The organism is Buttiauxella sp., from assembly GCF_035271705.1.
Classification (GTDB): Bacteria; Pseudomonadota; Gammaproteobacteria; order Enterobacterales; family Enterobacteriaceae; genus Buttiauxella.
In genome coordinates this window covers 1-19,212 of record NZ_DATERI010000184.1, presented here as the reverse complement: position 1 = coordinate 19,212, position 19,212 = coordinate 1, and the positions used below count along the sequence as shown (strand labels likewise).

Annotated in this window: 17 protein-coding genes and 2 tRNA genes; 10 read left to right on the top strand and 9 right to left on the bottom strand. The window is 50.7% G+C overall.

The window, feature by feature from the left end; genetic code table 11:
- Nucleotides 1-2,038 (top strand): putative bifunctional diguanylate cyclase/phosphodiesterase (locus VJY99_RS16810; RefSeq protein WP_324120507.1); only part of this gene is annotated, 2,038 nt, incomplete at its 5' end.
- A gap of 19 nt (nucleotides 2,039-2,057) precedes the next feature.
- Here the strand turns inward: VJY99_RS16810 and VJY99_RS16805 are convergent.
- Nucleotides 2,058-2,801 (bottom strand): RluA family pseudouridine synthase, encoded by a 744-nt coding sequence (locus VJY99_RS16805; RefSeq protein WP_324120506.1) that lies wholly within the window; start codon nucleotides 2,799-2,801, stop codon nucleotides 2,058-2,060.
- A gap of 117 nt (nucleotides 2,802-2,918) precedes the next feature.
- A tRNA-Asn gene (locus VJY99_RS16800) sits at nucleotides 2,919-2,994 on the bottom strand.
- Nucleotides 2,995-3,507: 513 nt separating this feature from the next.
- Here VJY99_RS16800 and VJY99_RS16795 point away from each other — a divergent pair.
- The 6 genes from VJY99_RS16795 to VJY99_RS16770 all read left to right on the top strand — a co-directional run bounded on the left by VJY99_RS16795 (nucleotide 3,508) and on the right by VJY99_RS16770 (nucleotide 10,286).
- A complete protein-coding gene (locus VJY99_RS16795; protein WP_324120505.1) occupies nucleotides 3,508-4,629 on the top strand; it encodes a branched-chain amino acid ABC transporter substrate-binding protein in 1,122 nt (373 codons plus the stop codon).
- 184 nt (nucleotides 4,630-4,813) lie between these two features.
- Nucleotides 4,814-5,728, top strand: coding sequence for an ABC transporter permease subunit (locus tag VJY99_RS16790; RefSeq protein ID WP_324120503.1), 915 nt, complete (start codon nucleotides 4,814-4,816; stop codon nucleotides 5,726-5,728).
- 11 nt (nucleotides 5,729-5,739) lie between these two features.
- Entirely contained in the window at nucleotides 5,740-7,032 is a 1,293-nt protein-coding gene (livM, locus tag VJY99_RS16785) for a high-affinity branched-chain amino acid ABC transporter permease LivM (protein ID WP_324120501.1), read from the top strand.
- Nucleotides 7,029-7,919: an ABC transporter ATP-binding protein gene (locus VJY99_RS16780; RefSeq protein ID WP_324120499.1), complete on the top strand. Its 891-nt coding sequence runs from the start codon at nucleotides 7,029-7,031 to the stop codon at nucleotides 7,917-7,919. Before livM ends, VJY99_RS16780 begins: the two co-directional genes overlap by 4 nt.
- A complete protein-coding gene (locus tag VJY99_RS16775; RefSeq protein ID WP_324120497.1) occupies nucleotides 7,916-8,647 on the top strand; it encodes an ABC transporter ATP-binding protein in 732 nt (243 codons plus the stop codon). The genes VJY99_RS16780 and VJY99_RS16775 overlap by 4 nt, the downstream gene beginning before the upstream one ends.
- Before the next feature lie 205 nt (nucleotides 8,648-8,852).
- Nucleotides 8,853-10,286 carry an EmmdR/YeeO family multidrug/toxin efflux MATE transporter gene (locus tag VJY99_RS16770; protein WP_324120495.1) on the top strand — a complete coding sequence of 478 codons (1,434 nt, stop codon included), beginning with the start codon at nucleotides 8,853-8,855 and terminating at the stop codon, nucleotides 10,284-10,286.
- A 101-nt stretch (nucleotides 10,287-10,387) separates the two neighbouring features.
- Here VJY99_RS16770 and VJY99_RS16765 read toward each other — a convergent pair whose 3' ends face one another.
- Nucleotides 10,388-11,299: a LysR family transcriptional regulator gene (locus tag VJY99_RS16765; protein ID WP_324120493.1), complete on the bottom strand. Its 912-nt coding sequence runs from the start codon at nucleotides 11,297-11,299 to the stop codon at nucleotides 10,388-10,390.
- Between the two features lie 110 nt (nucleotides 11,300-11,409).
- On the opposite strand from VJY99_RS16765, the gene VJY99_RS16760 reads away from it, so the two are divergent.
- From VJY99_RS16760 to VJY99_RS16750, 3 genes are read left to right on the top strand one after another with little or no spacing between them, the layout of a single operon-like run.
- Nucleotides 11,410-12,417, top strand: a complete 1,008-nt coding sequence (locus VJY99_RS16760) for a zinc-binding alcohol dehydrogenase family protein (RefSeq protein WP_324120491.1) — start codon at nucleotides 11,410-11,412, stop codon at nucleotides 12,415-12,417.
- Nucleotides 12,418-12,444: 27 nt separating this feature from the next.
- The gene (nfsB, locus tag VJY99_RS16755; protein ID WP_324120489.1) at nucleotides 12,445-13,098 is read left to right on the top strand and encodes an oxygen-insensitive NAD(P)H nitroreductase; all 654 of its coding nucleotides are present in this window, start codon (nucleotides 12,445-12,447) and stop codon (nucleotides 13,096-13,098) included.
- A gap of 2 nt (nucleotides 13,099-13,100) precedes the next feature.
- Nucleotides 13,101-13,403, top strand: a complete 303-nt coding sequence (locus tag VJY99_RS16750) for a putative quinol monooxygenase (RefSeq protein WP_324120487.1) — start codon at nucleotides 13,101-13,103, stop codon at nucleotides 13,401-13,403.
- 21 nt (nucleotides 13,404-13,424) lie between these two features.
- Here VJY99_RS16750 and VJY99_RS16745 read toward each other — a convergent pair whose 3' ends face one another.
- From VJY99_RS16745 to VJY99_RS16720, 6 genes are all read right to left on the bottom strand, one after another.
- A complete protein-coding gene (locus tag VJY99_RS16745; RefSeq protein WP_324120485.1) occupies nucleotides 13,425-14,117 on the bottom strand; it encodes an ABC transporter ATP-binding protein in 693 nt (230 codons plus the stop codon).
- 11 nt (nucleotides 14,118-14,128) lie between these two features.
- Complete coding sequence (locus VJY99_RS16740; RefSeq protein WP_324120483.1) at nucleotides 14,129-15,817, bottom strand: iron ABC transporter permease; 1,689 nt, start codon at nucleotides 15,815-15,817, stop codon at nucleotides 14,129-14,131.
- Entirely contained in the window at nucleotides 15,801-16,844 is a 1,044-nt protein-coding gene (locus VJY99_RS16735) for an extracellular solute-binding protein (protein ID WP_324120508.1), read from the bottom strand. The genes VJY99_RS16740 and VJY99_RS16735 overlap by 17 nt, the downstream gene beginning before the upstream one ends.
- 255 nt (nucleotides 16,845-17,099) lie before the next feature.
- Nucleotides 17,100-17,175: transfer RNA gene (locus tag VJY99_RS16730), tRNA-Asn, on the bottom strand.
- A 100-nt stretch (nucleotides 17,176-17,275) separates the two neighbouring features.
- On the bottom strand, nucleotides 17,276-18,073 hold the full coding sequence (mtfA, locus tag VJY99_RS16725; RefSeq protein WP_324120481.1) for a DgsA anti-repressor MtfA: 798 nt from the start codon (nucleotides 18,071-18,073) through the stop codon (nucleotides 17,276-17,278).
- A gap of 328 nt (nucleotides 18,074-18,401) precedes the next feature.
- Nucleotides 18,402-19,212: porin (locus VJY99_RS16720; protein WP_324120479.1), on the bottom strand; the 811-nt coding region annotated here is incomplete at its 5' end.

Below are 19,212 nucleotides of genomic sequence, written 5' to 3'. Positions count from 1 at the left end.
TGATAAAACCGTCGAGCTTGTGCCGGGCCCCGCCTCTATTATGGTGTTTGCCGATCGCCTGACACCGGAAAAGCTGGAAACAATGGGTCTGGAATACGACATAAAACACTTGCGGATAAAAGCAATATCCGACAGAAAATTACCCGTATCTGAACAAGAAATGCTTTTGCCATTAAGCAACGGGCGGGTCTCACTCACATGGCAGAGTGCAAACCCCGGTGGCGCTCTGCTGACACCTCTCTTACCGCTTCTGGTATTACTCATGCTTGGCACTTTCATTTTAGTTTATATGCTGAGTAAAAAATCTCTTCGTCGGGCACGCGTTTTAGATGAAAGTAACTTTTTGCTCGCAAAAAGTCAGGAAGCATTATTTTTAAGTGAGCGCCGCTTCAGGGACGTCGCAGAAACAACGTCTGACTGGATCTGGGAAGCCGATGAGAACTTAAAATTCACATGGCTTTCAGATCGTTTCCCGGCAATAACAGGGTGGCATACCGATGACTGGCTTAACCGCTCTGTCACTGAATTCCTGTTAAATAATCCACAAGTCGCTTCAAAAATGAAAAATCTGACCGAAAGCGAAGCGCCAGTCAGAATTACCGGTTGCCCGTTCATTTCAGGACAGGGACAAGAACGCTTTTGTGCTTTGGTGGTCAAGCGCGTAAATGCAACAAACAACCAGGCTTACTATCGCGGAACCGCAACCGATATCACCCTGGAGATTGAGGCGCAGGAGCGGGTGCGTTACCTTTCATATCATGACGAACTGACAGGGCTCCCTAATAGGGTGCGGATGAAAGAGTTTCTCGAGGGCAGACTGAAAGATACGCTTACAGACCAAAAATCCTTAGCCATGATCATGATTGACCTGGACAATTTTAAGCCTGTAAATGATTTATACGGACACGCCGCAGGTGACAAATTACTGTACGACTTATCGTTTCGCCTGAGAAAATGTTTGTATGAACGAGGTCTTATCGCCCGTCTTGGTGGAGATGAGTTCATCATCATTCTTCCTGACGTTGGGAGTGAAGAAGAGATAGTTTCCTTATGTTCTCTTATCATCAAAGAATTAAATTACTCATTTGATATATATGGAAATACAGTCAATGTGGGAGCCAGCTTGGGTATCGCTGTTGCTCCTAAGGATGCTGAAACACCTGAAGACCTCATGCGATTTGCAGACATAGCTCTTTATAATGCAAAAAATGACGGGCGGAACAAATGGGTCTTTTATAGGCATGATATGGGTGAAAAAATCATTCAGCGCCGGGAAATGGAAAATGAACTGCGACGGGCAATTCAGGAAGGGCAGCTTCGGCTTGTGTACCAGCCTCGCTATGATGTGAAAGCATCCCGCATAACCGCTGTTGAAGCACTGGTAAGATGGGACCATCCGGAACGAGGCACCATTATGCCAGATCAATTTATCCCGATTGCTGAGGAAACCGGCCTTATTATACCCCTCAGCAACTGGGTACTGATGAACGCCTGCCAGGATACCGTGCATAATTTTGCCGACCTTGCCGTTTCGGTGAACATATCCCCGGCAGAGTTTCAGGACAGTAGCCTGCTTCAACGGATCGTGAACGCCCTGGAATTTTCAGGGCTTGATAGCTCACGTCTTGTCATCGAAATAACCGAAAATGCATTACTGAATGGCCCTGACAGGATCCTTTCAATCATGAAAGACATTCGTAAGTTAGGTGTTAAATTTCTTATTGATGACTTCGGAACGGGATATGCTTCCCTCAATTATCTCAGAACCTTTCCCTTTGACGGCATCAAAATTGATAAATCACTTATCATACCAATGGGTAAATCTGCCGATGAGCTTAGCATTGTTGAGAACATGATCGGGCTTGGAAAGGCTTACTCCTTGGGTATCTCCGCTGAGGGGGTTGAATCTCAGGCACAACTTGAACAGCTCAAGAGGTTTGAGTGTGACAATCTGCAAGGATATTATATCGGCAAGCCAATGCCCTCATCAGAGTTGAAAGCGTTGTTAATTCAAACTCTTAACCAGAATGAAATGTAACATTACGGACCAGCCTGTTTTACAGGCCTCCATTTTCACAGTTTAACCGCTGCCGGTTATTGTCCTGGAACGGGCTGGCACAATGGGCTTTGATCCATTCTTCGCTAATGGGATGAACAAAATGCAGCTCACTGGCGTGCAGCATCAACCGCGGAGTCTGTTCGGTACCTGGCAGCAAGCGACCGCCATACAGGTCACAGCCCCAAATAGGGTGACCCAACTGCTGGCAGTGGATGCGGAGTTGATGAGTGCGCCCGGTTTCCGGGGTTAGCTCCACCCGCGTCAATGGCAGTACCGTTCCGTCTTCCAACTCATGATAAAAGCGCTCAACAACCCGATAGCCGGAGCGAGCGGGTTTGCCGTGGATTTCACAAATCGACATCAGCGGGAACAGTGCCGGGTCTTTGGCAATGGCTGCGTCTATCACCCCTTCGTTGTTGTCCAGATGCCCGCAGAGCAGGGCGCTGTACACTTTGGTCACGGCACGTTGGCTGAATTGTTGGCACAGGGCGGCATTGATAGCCTTATTACGGGCAATCACCATCAGCCCGGAAGTACCGAAATCCAGACGGTGGACCAGGGTGCAGCCGGGGAAGATCTTTACCAGCCGATGATGCACCGAATCCAAATTTTGCGGATTTTTCCCCGAGAGGCTGAGCAACCCGGCGGGTTTATTGATAAGCACCAGGTGATCGTCCTGATAGAGCGTCTCTATCTTTTCATGGCACGGCGGGGCAATAAAGGTATCGATAATCGTAGACATCAGGCTGCCCGGAGGAAGAGTGGAGGCGGATGATAACGAATTTTCAACCGGCTGGCGAAGTCAAAACCACAAAAACAAAAAAGCCCGCTTAAGTTTCCTTAAGCGGGCTTTCGAATATGGCTCCTCTGACTGGACTCGAACCAGTGACATACGGATTAACAGTCCGCCGTTCTACCGACTGAACTACAGAGGAATTGTGTAACGGGGCGCATATTAACGATTAGTGGAGGGCATGTCAAAGGGTTCGCGAAAAAGATTTTTAATTGTTCTTTTTATAGTCAACTTGTTGAGTATTAAGACGAATTTAGCTTATCTGTAATCACAACGTGTCAATCACACTCTCAGCTATTTCCACGATGAATGTTAACCCTTTTTTTATGTGCATTTTTTTGGTGCAAAGAGGCACAAATCTCAACTTTTCTGCTTTATTGTTAAGCAGATGTGATCGCCGCTGTAATTTCGTTGCATGGTGCCGGGTCGCTTAAAACGGCGCTCTATACTCACATATACCAAAAACATCTGCCTGCGGTTGTCACTCTGGCAATCATTTTGCTTGGTGTCATGGGGCATGAAAAATCGTAAGGAAACCCGCCGTTACCCACAGGATTTTGTCTGGATAGTGCATTTTGTTCGTGTTTTTGCTTTTGAAATGGCTCTTAAACCGTTGTGCATAAACCTCTTTGCTTTTTTGCTAAGGAACATACAAATGTCGCTGAAATTTATCAGAAGTCCTCTTTCTCTTGTGTTGGCAGGTTGTCTGGTGACGGCATTCTCCGCCCAGGCCGATATTGTTATTGGTGTTGCGGGTCCGTTTACTGGGCCAAATGCGACCTATGGCGATCAATACTGGCATGGTGCGACGCAGGCTGCTGAAGACATTAACGCCGCAGGTGGGATCAACGGCGAAAAAATTAAACTGGTGCAGGGTGACGATGCTTGTGAGCCGAAACAGGCGGTGTCCGTTGCTAACCGCTTGGTTGATCAAGATAAAGTGAATGCTGTGGTCGGGCATTTCTGTTCTTCCTCCACTGTGCCCGCCTCAGAGGTGTATAACGACGCAGGTATTATTACCATCACACCGGGGTCAACTAACCCGATTATCACTGAACGAAAAATGAGCGATATGTTCCGTATGTGTGGGCGCGATGACCAGCAAGGGCAGGTCGCCAGCGATTTCATCGTCGATAAGCTCAAAGCCAAACGCGTCGTGATTATTCATGACAAAGACACCTACGGGCAGGGGCTGGCAGATGCGACCAAAGCGTCGCTGGCAAAACGTGGTGTGAATGATGTGATGTACGAAGGCTTGTCCCGCGGTGAAAAAGACTTTAACGCGCTGGTAACTAAAATCAGTGCGCAAAAACCTGATGTGGTGTTCTTCGGTGGCTGTCACCCAGAAGCGGGGCCGTTGGTACGCCAGATGCGTGAACAGGGCGTACAGGCCAAATTCTTCTCCGGCGATTGCATTGTTAACGAAGAGATGGTCACGGCTGCGGGAGGCCCGCAATACACCAAGGGCATTTATATGACCTTCGGTAAAGATCCGCGCTTGATCCCAGACGGTAAGGCCGTTATCGACAAATTCCGCGCCAATAAATTCGAGCCAGAAGGTTACACCCTCTATTCCTACGCGTCCGTGCAAGCCATTGCTGCGGCATTCAAAGCCACCGGCGGCAAAGATTCAGCCAAAGCCAGTGCCTGGCTGAAAGCCAACCCGGTCGATACCGTAATGGGCAAAAAAGCCTGGGATGACAAAGGTGACCTGAAAGTCTCGGATTACGTGGTTTATCAGTGGGATGACAAAGGTAAGTACACAGAAGTGCAGTAAGGCTATTTTATTTGCCATTTTGAATCCGGTCTGTGCTCCTTTTTTTGGCAAAGAATTGGCTCACGTACTTCATGTACGCTCCGGTTCTTCCGCACAGGTCGCGTCCAAACTGGCTGCAACAATGACGCCTTATTAATTCTGACTGCGTCGTTATCGACGCAGTCACAAAAGGGATTGCCTATCTATGGATGCATTCTTCCTGCAACAATTGATAAATGGCTTAACGCTGGGTTCCGTCTATGGGTTGATAGCCATCGGCTACACCATGGTTTACGGCATTATTGGCATGATTAACTTCGCCCACGGCGAAGTGTATATGATCTCCGCTTACCTCTGCGCCATTGGGCTGGCACTGCTGTCGTTCTTCGGATTGCAGTCGTTTCCGTTACTGATACTGGGCACCCTGGTGTTCACCATTGTGGTGACCGGTGTGTACGGCTGGGCAATCGAACGCATCGCTTATAAACCGCTACGCAACTCCACGCGCTTAGCGCCGCTGATCTCCGCAATTGGTATGTCGCTCATCCTGCAAAACTACGCACAAATCAGCCAGGGGCCACGCCAGCAAGGGATCCCGACCATGCTCGATGGCGTTTTCCGGTTTCATATTGGCGAAGGGTTTGTGCAAATCACCTACACCAAAGTCTTCATTTTGATTGCCTCGTTTGCGGGCATGTTGCTGCTCACCTGGATTATTGGCAATACGCGCCTCGGGCGCATGTGCCGCGCGGTGCAGCAGGACCGGAAAATGGCCTCGATTCTGGGGATAAATGCTGACCGTATCATCTCAATAGTGTTTGTGATTGGTGCATCGATGGCGGGGCTGGCAGGGGTGCTTATCACCATGAACTACGGCACATTTGATTTTTATGCCGGGTTTATTATTGGCATTAAAGCATTCACAGCAGCCGTGTTGGGTGGAATCGGTTCGTTGCCAGGCGCGATGCTGGGTGGCCTGATCCTTGGGATTGCCGAGGCGCAATTCTCTGGGATGGTGAATTCAGATTATAAAGATGTGTTCTCATTTGGATTACTGGTGGTGATCCTCATTTTTCGTCCTCAGGGACTGCTTGGCCGGCCTATGGTTGCCAAAGTGTGAGGGAGCAAAACATGACATCTGAAACGGCTTTGCATGACGGTTTTTCGCTTAAACGCTGCCTGCTGGACGCTATTTTTGCGGGCCTGGTCGCGTTAATTGTTTTTGGTCCGATTGTTGGCGTGGTGCTTGATGGCTACAGCTTTAACTTTAATGGGCAGCGTCTGGTCGCCATCATTGCGGCGGTGATGGTTGGGCGTTTTTTGCTGAGTGCTTTTTTGTCGACGGCGACGGGGGAGCGTTTTCTCAGCCGTTTTGAAACCGATAACTCGGGTGTCTATGTGCGCCCGCCAGAATACAAAAGCCGCTTGCGCTGGATTATTCCGCTGGTGCTGCTACTGGCAATTTGCTTCCCGTTTGTCGCGACCAAATACGTGCTGACGGTGGCGATCCTGGGGCTTATCTATGTGTTGCTCGGGCTGGGATTGAACATCGTGGTCGGCCTCGCCGGATTACTGGATTTAGGCTACGTGGCCTTTTATGCCATTGGTGCCTACGGCCTGGCGTTGGGGTATCAGTATCTCGGGCTGGGTTTTTGGTCAATGTTACCGCTGTCGGCGCTGATGGCAGCAGCGGCCGGGGCATTGCTCGGTTTCCCGGTGTTACGAATGCATGGCGATTATCTGGCAATTGTGACGCTGGGGTTTGGGGAAATTATCCGTCTGGTGTTGAACAACTGGCTGACGTTTACTGGCGGCCCGAATGGGATTTCGGCACCTGCACCCACTCTGTTTGGCCTTGAATTTGGGCGGCGAGCGAAAGAGGAAGGCGGTGTACCTTTCCATGAATTCTTCAATCTCACTTATAACCCCAATCTGAAGTTTATTTTTATCTACTCCATTCTGGTGCTGGTGGTGTTACTGGTGCTGTATATCAAACACCGTTTGACGCACATGCCGATAGGCCGTGCCTGGGAGGCATTGCGTGAAGATGAAATCGCCTGCCGTTCAATGGGGCTTAATCACGTTCTGGTGAAGCTTTCGGCCTTTACCCTGGGCGCTTCCACCGCGGGTATTGCCGGGGTGTTTTTCGCCACTTATCAAGGCTTTGTCAACCCGACGTCATTCACCTTCTTTGAATCTGCATTAATTCTCGCCATTGTGGTCTTGGGCGGGATGGGCTCGACAATTGGCGTGGTGCTGGCCGCGTTTGTGTTGACGGTGACGCCTGAATTGCTGCGCAGTTTCGCCGAGTATCGCGTGTTGCTGTTTGGTATGTTGATGGTGGTGATGATGATTTGGCGGCCTCGCGGCCTGATTCGCATTAACCGCAGCGGCTTTACGGTGCGCAAAGGAGTGGCGCCATGAGCAACGCATCACTTAGCGAAATGATATTAAGCGTCGAACATTTGATGATGCACTTTGGCGGCATTAAAGCGCTAAACGACGTGAACCTTGAAGTGCGTCGCGGCTCGATTACCGCGCTTATTGGCCCCAATGGAGCCGGGAAAACCACGGTCTTTAATTGCCTGACCGGTTTCTATAAAGCCTCTGGCGGTAATATCTTGTTTAACACGCACGACAAAACGACCAACGTGATTCAAGTGTTGGGGCAGAAATTTCAGCCCGGCGACTGGATAAATCCGGCGCAGCTCGGGCAGCGTCTGTTTTACAAAATGTTTGGGGGCACGCATCTTGTGAACCGTGCCGGGCTTGCGCGAACCTTTCAAAATATCCGCTTGTTCCGGGAAATGTCGGTTATCGAAAACTTGCTGGTGGCACAACACATGCAGGTAAACCGTAATTTGCTGGCCGGTGTGCTAAACACCCCTGGGTATCGGCGGGCGGAAAGCCGTGCGTTGGACCGTGCATTTTACTGGCTGGAAGTGGTGGAGCTGGTGGATTGCGCCAATCGGCTGGCGGGTGAAATGTCTTATGGGCAACAGCGGCGGCTCGAAATAGCGCGGGCGATGTGTACTGCGCCGGAAATGATCTGCCTTGATGAACCGGCGGCAGGTCTGAACCCGGTTGAAACGCGTACGCTCAGTAAAATCATCCGTTTTCTGCGCGACCATCACGACATCACGGTGCTATTGATTGAACATGACATGGGGATGGTGATGGAGATTTCCGACCACATCATTGTGCTCGACCATGGGGATGTGATCGCACAGGGTAAACCTGAACAAATCCAACATGATGAGAAAGTCATTGCCGCCTATCTGGGCACCGACGAAGACGAGGTCAGTGTATGAGTGAGGCGATGTTGGAGTTTCGGGGCGTAGATGTTTTTTATGGCGCAATTCAGGCGCTAAAACAGGTCTCTTTGCAGGTTAATGAAGGTGAAACCGTGGCGCTGATTGGCGCAAATGGGGCAGGGAAATCGACTCTGCTGATGTCTATTTTTGGCCAGCCTCGCATACGTCACGGGCAGATACTGTTTCGCGGTGACGACATCAGCCATAAGTCGACGCATTTTGTCGCCTCGGGCGGTATTGCCCAGGCACCGGAAGGGCGACGTATTTTCCCAGACATGACGGTGGAGGAAAATCTGCTGATGGGCACCATTCCTATCGGTGACCAATTTGCGGCGCAAGATATGCAAACCATGTTCGATCTTTTCCCTCGTTTAAAAGAGCGCCGTAAACAGCGCGCGATGACGATGTCCGGTGGCGAACAGCAAATGCTGGCGATTGCCCGGGCGCTGATGAGCCGCCCGAAACTGTTGCTACTCGATGAACCAAGCCTTGGGTTAGCGCCCATCGTGGTGAAACAAATTTTCCAGACGCTGCGCGAACTGGCGCGAAATGGCATGACAATTTTTCTGGTGGAACAAAATGCGCATCATGCGTTGAAGCTGTCTGATCGCGGTTATGTGATGGCTAACGGGCAGATTCGCTTAAGTGGCAGTGGTGAAGAGCTGTTGGGTAATCAGGAGGTGCGTAAAGCGTATTTAGGTGGCGATTATCCCCGTCATACTTGAAGCTGCCTCGGCGTTGGCTGCACTCACTCACCCCAGTCACTTACTTATGTAAGCTCCAGGGGATTCCTGAGTTTGCCGTCTTGATGCAACTCCAATTATTTAGGGGATAGGATGATGAACCTGGTTTTATACAAAAAACTCTTTGCAGGATAAGCAATAGTAAATCATTATTTAAAATGTGGTTTCACTTCCCCCAAGGTCAATCTTGAACTTACAAGCATCACTTCGCCAGCGGGTGGCTAACACTCGCTGGTATGCCAAACGAAAAAGTTATCGCGTCCTGTTCTGGCGCGAAATCACCCCCCTCGCTGTGCCTATTTTCCTGGAAAATACCTGCGTTTTACTGATGGGTGTGTTGAGTACTTTCCTGGTGAGTTGGCTGGGTAAAGAGGCGATGGCAGGCGTGGGTCTGGCTGACAGCTTCAACATGGTAATCATGGCATTCTTTGCTGCAGTCGATCTCGGGACTACGGTGGTGGTGGCGTTCAGTCTCGGTAAGCGTGACCCTAAACGTGCGCGAGACGCCGCACGACAGTCGCTGATCCTGATGACGATTATTGCCATTGGGCTGGCAATAGGTATTCACCTTGCAGGTGAATACGTGGTCAATATTATTGCCGGTGCGGCAACCCCTGAAGTGAAAGCGTTGGCGCTGTCTTACCTACAAACTACCGTATGGAGTTACCCGGCGGCGGCAATTGCGCTTATCAGCAGCGGTGCGTTGCGTGGGGCAGGGAATACCAAAATCCCGTTACTGATTAACGGTGGGATGAACATTCTCAACATTATCATCAGTAGCATACTGATTTACGGTGCGCTGGGCTGGAACGGGATGGGCTTTGTGGGCGCAGGATTGGGCCTGACCATCTCGCGGTATATCGGTGCGCTGGGTTTTATTTACGTGCTGGTGGTGGGATTTACCCCGTCGTTGCGTATCTCGCTGAAAAGCTATTTCCGCCCCATCAAGATTGGCATCTTGTGGGAAGTGCTGGGGATTGGTATTCCCGCCAGTATTGAGTCGGTGTTGTTTAACGCCGGTAAATTGCTCACGCAAATGTTTGTCGCCGGAATGGGAACCAACGTGATTGCCGGTAACTTTATCGCCTTCTCGATTGCCGCGTTGATTAACTTGCCGGGGAACGCCCTGGGCTCGGCATCAACCATTATTGTCGGCAAACGTCTGGGCAAAGGGCAAATTGGCCAGGCAGAAAGGCAACTGCGCCACGTATTCTGGCTCTCAACACTTGGCTTGACGATTATTGCCTGGGGAACCGCACCGTTTGCCGGGTTAATGGCATCGTTCTACACCCGCGAAGATGACGTAAAAGAGGTCGTCAAAATACTGATATGGTTGAATGCTGCCTTTATGCCCATTTGGGCGGCGTCCTGGGTATTACCTGCCGGGCTGAAAGGGGCGCGTGATGCTCGTTTCGCCATGTGGGTCTCCATGGCGAGTATGTGGGGTTGCCGGGTAGTGGCGGGGTACACATTAGGCATCGTGCTGGGTATGGGCGTGGTGGGTGTCTGGATGGGGATGTTCTTCGACTGGATGGTGCGCGCCGTGTTGTTCTACTGGCGCATGGTCAGTGGCCGCTGGCTTAAAAAATATCCGCGTCTTAAAAAAGAACCGCTTCCTTAAATCGTTCATCAGGACGGGACTTCCCTGGTCGGATTCGCAGCAGCGGCATCCGCCGGGGTATCGGGCAGCTTTGCGGCCAACAGGGTGCCAACCGGTAACGCTCATTCACCCGACGGAAACGATAACTCTTCGCAACGCTGTTTTACCGCCTGATGTAATAACCGCACTGTGGTTGAAAGCTGTTTACGATGCGGGCAAATCAAATTCAGCGGCACACTATCACCCTGATATTGCGGCAGAATAATCTTCAAACGGCCTGCGTTCACATCTTCGCTGACATCCAGCCACGATTTATAAGCAATCCCTTCCCCCGCAACCGCCAAACGGCGTATCACTTCGGCGTCATCGCTGATCATAGCACTTTTCACCGCCACATGATGCGTGTCGCCATCCAGGTTTAATGTCCATTTGTCATAAACTCGCCCGCGAATTGCATAGGTCAGGGCTTCATGCTGACCGAGTTCGCTGATGGTTTTCGGCTCGCCACAACGTTCAAGATACGACGGAGATGCCACCACCACGCGATGGTTATCCGGTGCCAGTGGCAGCGCCACATATGAGGCATCGTCGTTATTGCCGTAACGAAACGCGACATCCACTGGATCTTTAAATACGTCGGTCAGTTGGTCGGAAAACAGAATTTTCAGATGCAGTGCCGGATGCTCACGGCGAAACGCCTGAAATACGCCCAGCAGCATATTACGCCCGAGATCGGACGGCACCGCAATTTGCAACACGCCGCGCACTTCATCACTCGCAGGCTGGATTTGTTCAAATCCGGCTTCCAGGGTTTGCAGCGCGGTAATGGCATACGGCAGCCAGGTTTCGCCTTCGGGCGTTAACCGCAGGCTGCGAGTCGAACGGGCAAACAGGCGGATATTCAGCGTTTGCTCAAGGCGTTTAATCGCGGTGCTAACCTGTGCTGGCTGCAAGCCGGCTTCACGCGCGGTGTCGCTAAAACTGTTTAAGGCGGCGGCCCTGACAAACAAAGTGAGGTCTTCCAACCTGAGCATTTTAACTCTCCGAGTATAAGTGTTGTTTTCTAAGGGCTGTTTTTCGCCTGCAGTACACCTTGTACCATGAGTTCATTCACACGATGAACCCTTTAATCTCTGGAGCACCCATGAAAGCAATCGCGATTACACAAGCTGTACAGGCTGGCAGCAATCTGGACTTTCTGAACGAGATAACGCTACCGACGCCGGTCGCATCAGGCCATGATTTGCTGGTCGAAGTGAAAGCGATTTCGGTGAATCCGGTGGATACCAAAGTCCGTGCGGGTTTTAAAACCGACCAGCCACGGGTATTGGGGTGGGATGCCGTCGGGGTCGTAGTGGCAACGGGCGAAGCGGTTACCCTGTTTAAGCCTGGCGATGAAGTGTGGTACGCCGGTTCGTTGACGCGCCCTGGCAGCAATAGCGAATTCCAGTTGGTCGATGAGCGCATCGTGGCTCTGAAACCAAAAACGATTGATAACGCCTCTGCTGCTGCATTGCCCTTAACGGCGATCACTGCCTGGGAACTGTTGTTTGACCGCCTCGGTGTGAAAGAAAAGGGCAATGAAAACGATGTGCTTTTGATTGTCGGTGCGGCGGGTGGCGTGGGGTCTATCCTCACTCAGTTAGCGCGCAAGCTGACCAATATTACGGTTATCGGCACTGCCTCACGCCCACAAAGCCAAAAATGGGTGACAGATTTAGGGGCGCATCATGTTATCGACCACAGCAAACCGCTGGCGGAAGAACTGGCGCGGATTGGCGTGAAGCAAGTGACTCACGTTGCGAGCCTTAACCAAACCGAACAACACTACAGCCAACTGATTGACGTGCTCGCACCGCAAGGAAAACTGGCGTTGATTGACGACCCGGAAACGCTGGATGCGCGTCCGTTGAAGGTGAAAAGCATTTCTCTGCACTGGGAATTTATGTTCACCCGTTCGATGTTTGAAACCCGCGACATGATTGAGCAACACCGCCTGTTAACTCGTGTGGCCGATTTAATTGACCAGCGCGTGCTGCAAACCACGTTGGGCGAACATTTCGGCACGATTAACGCGGCAAACTTACGTCGTGCCCATGAATTGATTGAAAGCAATCGTGCGGTCGGTAAAATCGTGCTCGAAGGCTTCTAATTACATAAAAATCATAGAGAAAATATCATGGATATCATTCAATCAGCAGCTTCACGTTACTCAACTAAAGCGTTTGATCCGAACAAAAAAATCACAGCCGAAAACATCGAAAAAGTGAAGGATTTGCTCCGCCTCAGCCCGTCCAGCACCAACTCGCAGCCGTGGCATTTTATTTTGGCCAGCACACCTGAAGCCAAAGCGCGTATTGCCAAAGCAACGTCTGGTTTCTATGTGTTCAACGAGCGCAAAGTGCTTGATGCTTCACACGTGGTGGTGTTCTGCGCGAAAACGGCGATTGATGAAACGCATCTTTCTAAACTGCTGAACCAGGAAAATGCCGATGGCCGTTTTGCCAGCCAGCAGGCGATGGAAGGGCAGCACAAAGGCCGTTCCTATTTTGTGAATATGCATCGCTTTGATTATAAAGATGCGCAGCACTGGATGGAAAAGCAGGTTTATCTCAACGTCGGTAACTTCTTGCTGGGTGTTTCCACGCTGAATATCGACGCGGTGCCAATTGAAGGTTTTGACGCGCGTATTCTGGACGAAGAGTTTGGCCTGCGTGAAAAAGGTTTCACCAGCCTGGTTATCGTGCCAATCGGTTATCGCAGCGTAGAAGATTTCAACGCCGCATTGCCAAAATCGCGTCTCGAATTCAGCGAAATTTTAACGGAGTGCTAAACGTGGCTGATAATACGCTGTCGATTATTGCGGTGCTGAAAGCGAAAACCGGGCAACGCGAGCCATTAAAATCTGCATTGCAGGCGCTGATTTCACCGACTCGTCAGGAAGAAGGTTGCCTGGATTACGCCTTGTTTCAGCTTCAGGAAACGCCAGATGTGTTTTATATGCGTGAATCATGGAAAGGGCAGGAAGCGCTGGATGCACACATCGCGCTACCGCATTTCCAGGCGTTTGTGCAGCAGATGGATGAGTTGCTGGCCGAACCTTTGCAGCTAGTGCGTTTGAATGCCGTAGAGGCGTAACTCCCGTGAGGGCGATTAGCGTTAAACGCTTTCCACCCTCACCGTTTTTTCTCCCGCCCGAAACTCACCCTGTTGAACATAACCGATATGATCAGCCATCAGATGCGCTTCATGCTCGCTGTGGGTGACTAATAGCGCTGTTTGCCCGGCTTCGCGCAAAATATCGCGCACTTCGCGACCTAAGCGTTCACGCGTTTGTTTATCCAGACTGGAAAACGGTTCATCGAGCAACAGGATTTCGGGGTTGGGGGCTAACGCTCTTGCTAAAGCGATACGCTGTTGTTGCCCGCCTGATAATTCGTGCGGGTAACGGCTGGCATGGCTGTGCAAATCCACCATTCTGAGCAGTTCAGTGACGCGTGCATTTTGTTCCTCACGCGGCATTCGACGCAACCCAAATGCCACATTTTGTTGTGCAGTCAAATGCGGGAACAATGCGTACTCTTGAAATACCATGCCCACATGGCGTTTCTCTGGTGGAAGATGAATACCGGGTGCCGCGACGCGTCGTTGCGACACATAAATCTCACCGTGTTGTAGCCGTTCAAAACCGGCAACGGCTCGCAGAACGGTGGTTTTTCCACAGCCAGAAGCCCCAAGCAAACAGGCTAGTTCACCCTTGCGCACCGACATCGAAAACCCTTTCAGAACCGATTGTCGGCTGTTGCCGTAGGCAACGTGCACATCCTGAAGGCACAACGCAATTTCTGACATAATCTGTTCCTTTAGCCCTGGCGAGTCATCTGGTGACGCACCAGTAATATAACCGGTAGTGTGCCTGCGAGAACAATCATCAAGGCGGCGATAGCCCCTTCTTCGTATGTTCCCCGCGCCGCTTCCGCGTACAACAGCGTCGCTAATGTCTCGAAGTTTACCGGGCGCAAAAGTAGGGTCGTCGGCAACTCTTTCATGGCATCAGCGAATACCAATAATGCGCTGCTGACCAGCGCCGGGCGCAGCAACGGGAAATGAATCCGTGCAAAAGTCCCTGCGCCATTTTCTCCAAGCAATCTTGAGGCTTGTTCCAGAGAAGGAGGAATGCGGCTAAGCCCGGAATCCAGTGCGCCGATAGCAATGGCCTGAAAACGCATGGCACAGCAGATAACCAGCACAATACCGGCAGACATAAGCGGCAAGCCACGGATCTCGAGCAAGTCCGCCAGCCATCTATCCACAGCCATTGCTGGCGTGAGAAAACCAATCGCCAGAATGGTGCCTGGAACCGCGTAACCTAATGACGCAAGGCGCATTACGCCACGGCGAAAACCTGACATCGTGTTGTTTGCGGCACTGTGGCGTGCGCTCCACGCCACCAGTAAGCTGACACAAACCACGACCAGAGTGGTGCCCGCCGCCAGTAATAACGTATTTTGTAACGCTGAAAGCAATGCAGGTGAGAGCGGGTTATCTTCACCTAAACGTTTAACACTCTCCCAGGCCAGAAATATTACGGGTGCGACAAAGCCAATAATGACCGGCAGGGCGATAACGGCGCCAAGCAACCCACCACGCCAACCACGTATCGGAGTCGGTTGAATCTCACGTAAGCTTCGGCTGCTAAAACCTTGCTTTTTACGCCCATAAAACTCCAGTGTCAGGATGCAAAAGATAAACATCAACATCATGCAGGCGATTTGCGCAGCAGCAGCCAAATCAGAACGGGAAATCCAGGTGGTGTAAACCGTGACGGTTAAGGTTTGAACGCCGAGAAATTCAGATGCACCAATATCATTCAGCGTTTCCAGAAGAGCCAAACTGATTCCGACCGCCAGCGCCGGGCGTGCCATCGGCAGCGCCACACGAAAGAAGGTGCCGGCTGCGCTGCATCCCAGGGTGCGAGCCGCCTCCAGCAAATGTGCAGGCTGGCTGATAAACATGGCGCGGGTGGTCAGATAAACGTAAGGATACAGCACCAGACCCAGCAAAATAATCGCACCAGGTAGTGAGCGTAAGTCGGGAAGACGGAAATCGCGTGGGCTGTCATACCCGAGCAAAAAGCGGATAAACGTTTGCAGCGGGCCGATGGGGTGCAGCAAATCAAGCCAGGCGAAGGCCACGATATAAGTCGGCATTGCCAGTGGCAGTAACAGCGCCCAACTGAGGATTTTACGTCCGGGGAAATCCCAGGCAGTCACAGCCCATGCGCTGCCAACGCCAATCACGCCAACTATCACCGCGACACCTGCCAGTAACAGCACGGTATTCTTGAGCACCGAGGGAAGGACAAAAGTGACCAGATTATCCCAGTGCGAAAAATCAGCCTGCGTCGCCTGCCAGATAAGCGCAACGATTGGCATCAGCACGCCTAACGCGACACACAGCGCAGCAAGGTGTAGAGGTGTTAATAGTGATTGCGGCCCGGAAACCAGGCCGCGCAACGTCGGAAGACGAAATGATTTATTGATCGAATCCAACTTTATCTACCAACAGGCTAGCTTGTTTACGGTGTTTCACTATCTCGGTTAACGGGACTTTATCGACGTCAATTTCACCGATGGTCGCACTGATGACCGGGTCAAGGCTTACCCCTTTCAAAACGGGATATTCAAAGTTTGCTTTGGCGTACATTTGTTGCGCAGGTGCAGAAACCAGGTACTCCATCAGTTTCACAGCATCAGCTTTATTCGGTGCATAACGAGCCACGGCTGCCCCACTGATATTGACGTGTGTACCACCTTGCTCGAAGGTCGGTTTCACGACTTTAATGGCATCGCCCCATTTACGCGCATCGCTGCCTTCTTTGGCGTTTTTCATATGGCCGATATAGTAGGAATTTGCCAGGCCGATATCGCAAATACCGCCCAGGATGTCGCGCGCAACATCACGGTCGCCACCTGTGGCTTTACGCGCCAGGTTAGCCTTCACGCCGCGCAGCCATTCTTCGGTTTTTGCTTCACCATGGTGAGCAATCATTGCAGCGATAAGGGCGGTGTTATACGGATGCTGTCCGGAACGAATACACACTTTGCCTTTGTATTCTGGGTTCGAGAGTTGCTCGTAATGCCAGTTATCAATCGGCAGGGATTTGTCTGCATAGAGCACGCGGGCACGCATTGAAAGTGCGAACCACTGATTATCTTCACCACGCAGGTTTGCCGGGATTGCGGTTTTGAGCGTTGCTGAGTCCACTGGCTGTGTCACGCCAGCTTCAACTAAATCAATGAGATTACCTGCATCAACGGTCATCAGCAGGTCCGCTGGGGAGTTTTTGCCTTCCGCTTTGATGCGCTCAAGCATGCCGTCCTTGATATAAACCGTATTGACTTTTACACCGCTGGTTTGTGTCCAGCTATCCAGCAATGGCTGAATCAGACCAGGTTCACGAGTGGTATAAAGAGTCAGGTCGTCTTGCGCAAAAACCGGCAGGCTTACGGAGAAAACCAGAGCGGATGCAAGCGTGATACGGCGCAGTCCCGTGCGAGGCAGAGCAAACTCATTCATCATTGTATATCCCGAGTGATGTGAACTTATGGGGTTCAGAGCAGGGACGTATCCCTACAGGCAGGCGCAAGATAAATGATAATTACTATTGTTTACAATCACGGAAGAGGACAGAAGAACGATATTTACACAACTTTAACTGGAAAGATTCGTCGGGTCACATAGCACACAGACAGATACAGTAGGGCTTACAAGAAGGGGATATTGCCAAAATGCAAAAAGCCCACTTAGTTTCCTAAGCAGGCTTCTTAAATTTGGCTCCTCTGACTGGACTCGAACCAGTGACATACGGATTAACAGTCCGCCGTTCTACCGACTGAACTACAGAGGAATCGTTTGAACGAGGCGAATATTAACGTCACGTTTAAAAAGAGTCAATAGCAAAAATAACATGTTGATTCAGATGGTTAAATTAAGCTCAACTTGTTGAATTAATGCACCGTATTTCCGTTAGTTGCCGCGTTGTTTTCACTCTCGCGTAACCGTAACAATGGGTTTTGGCCGTAAAACAGGCAAAACCGCTGATAAAGTGAGGGGAAACGTGGCGCGAAAAGCTCGGGTGCGCTGAAGAAATACTCTGATAGCACCGCAAAGCATTCTGCCGGATCCGTCGCTGCATAGGCATCAATACTGGCGGCATTTTCGCCGACCAGGTCGATTTCGTCCTGAATGTTACTCATTGCAGCATGAAGATCGTGTTCCCAACCTGCGACATCACGCAGGGCAATCATCGGAATACCGCTGGCACGATCGTCATTTCGCGTATCCAGTTTATGCGCGACTTCATGAAAGATCAGATTAAACCCAGATGCATCAAAGGAGTCCTGCACGTCAAGCCAGTTGAGGACAATAGGACCTTGCTGCCAGCTTTGACCAGACTGTACGACACGCTGATTGTGCACAAGGCCAATCTCATCTTGCCACTCGTCGTCTACCACAAAAGGAACCGGATAGATGAGAACTTCATGAAAACCATCAAGCCAGTCAATACCAAGCTCCAGTATTGGCAAGCAGAACAGTAACGCGATACGCGCACTTTTTAGCTCATCAAGCTCAAAGCCTTGCAATGGCACCAGGCGTTTTTGCTGTAAAAAACGGTCCGCAAGACGGACGAGTTTATCTTGCTCTGCAGGTGTAAGTGTCGTCAGAACAGGTATGGCTAAAGCCTGCTCCCACGGCAGAGCGGTGACAGAAGATGAATCATTTGCTTTCCAGGGCCACTTAATCATGTTACTCGCTCGCAAAGTCATCTCTTGAACGGAAAACTACTATACCGTGACTGTGAAAATGCCGCACTAGTGGGGCACATGGTAGCGACCTGAACAGGACCGCCCAAGAAAACGCGAACAGCGTCTTCTCTGTGCCATTATTCAAACACTTACCGGAATAGCTTTCAACGACGCGAGTCACAGTTGAGCCGTTCGGCATGAGTTATTTCATATTTGAATAAATTTTAGACAAAAGTAAGTGTCGGAGGTGTGAATGGGTGGGGCTGAAGGGGGGCGTTAAAAAACCCGCTTGCGCGGGCTTAGGCATCTAAACAAGACAGGGGCAATATTAGAACTGGTAAATCAAACCAACACCAACAACGTCATCAGTGGCGATGCCTGCAGCATCGTAGAAGCTGTCATCACCATCCAGCAGGTTGATTTTGTAATCAACGTAGGTGGAGAAGTTTTTGTTGAAGTAATAGTTTGCACCGACAGATACGTATTTAACCAAGTCTTTGTCGTTCCAGTCGCTGTCATGATTCGCGTTATCCATTAAGTCATTACCTTTAGATTGCAGGTAAGAAACCTCTGGGCGCAGACCGAAGTCGAACTGGTATTGTGCAGTCACTTCAAAGTTCTGAGTTTTGTTTGCAATACCAAAATCGCCAAATGGCGTCATGTTGCGAGTTTCTGCATACATAGCCGCCAGATAAATATTATTGGCGTCATATTTCATACCCAGAGTCCAGACATCCGCAGTATCACCGCCAGCCATCAATGCGCCTGCGCTGCGGGTCTGTTCATTAGTACGGTCTGAAGAGGCGTACGCGCCACCCGCACTAAAGCCCATACCGAAATCATAAACAGTTGATAAGCCCCAACCATCGCCGTTCTGGAAGCGAACGTCACGACCGTTGTTGGTGCCTTCCTGATCTTCATTTAGATTGGTGCTTTCGTTTGCACCCTGGTACTGAACAGCAAAACTTAAACCTTCAACTTCACCGAAGAAGTCAGAGTTACGGTAAGTTGCAACACCATTTGCGCGACCGGTCATGAAGTTGTCGGACCAGGTGTAAGAATCGCCACCGAATACAGGCAGCATATCGGTCCACGCTTCAATGTCGTACACAACGCCGTAGTTACGGCCATAATCGAAT

Bases quoted from the DNA above. Each gene is read 5' to 3' on its own strand.
- VJY99_RS16805 (WP_324120506.1), bottom strand. From the start codon at position 2,801: ATGTCTACGATTATCGATACCTTTATTGCCCCGCCGTGCCATGAAAAG.
- VJY99_RS16795 (WP_324120505.1), top strand. From the start codon at position 3,508: ATGTCGCTGAAATTTATCAGAAGTCCTCTTTCTCTTGTGTTGGCAGGT.
- VJY99_RS16790 (WP_324120503.1), top strand. From the start codon at position 4,814: ATGGATGCATTCTTCCTGCAACAATTGATAAATGGCTTAACGCTGGGT.
- livM (WP_324120501.1), top strand. From the start codon at position 5,740: ATGACATCTGAAACGGCTTTGCATGACGGTTTTTCGCTTAAACGCTGC.
- VJY99_RS16780 (WP_324120499.1), top strand. From the start codon at position 7,029: ATGAGCAACGCATCACTTAGCGAAATGATATTAAGCGTCGAACATTTG.
- VJY99_RS16775 (WP_324120497.1), top strand. From the start codon at position 7,916: ATGAGTGAGGCGATGTTGGAGTTTCGGGGCGTAGATGTTTTTTATGGC.
- VJY99_RS16765 (WP_324120493.1), bottom strand. From the start codon at position 11,299: ATGCTCAGGTTGGAAGACCTCACTTTGTTTGTCAGGGCCGCCGCCTTA.
- VJY99_RS16760 (WP_324120491.1), top strand. From the start codon at position 11,410: ATGAAAGCAATCGCGATTACACAAGCTGTACAGGCTGGCAGCAATCTG.
- nfsB (WP_324120489.1), top strand. From the start codon at position 12,445: ATGGATATCATTCAATCAGCAGCTTCACGTTACTCAACTAAAGCGTTT.
- VJY99_RS16745 (WP_324120485.1), bottom strand. From the start codon at position 14,117: ATGTCAGAAATTGCGTTGTGCCTTCAGGATGTGCACGTTGCCTACGGC.
- VJY99_RS16735 (WP_324120508.1), bottom strand. From the start codon at position 16,844: ATGAATGAGTTTGCTCTGCCTCGCACGGGACTGCGCCGTATCACGCTT.
- mtfA (WP_324120481.1), bottom strand. From the start codon at position 18,073: ATGATTAAGTGGCCCTGGAAAGCAAATGATTCATCTTCTGTCACCGCT.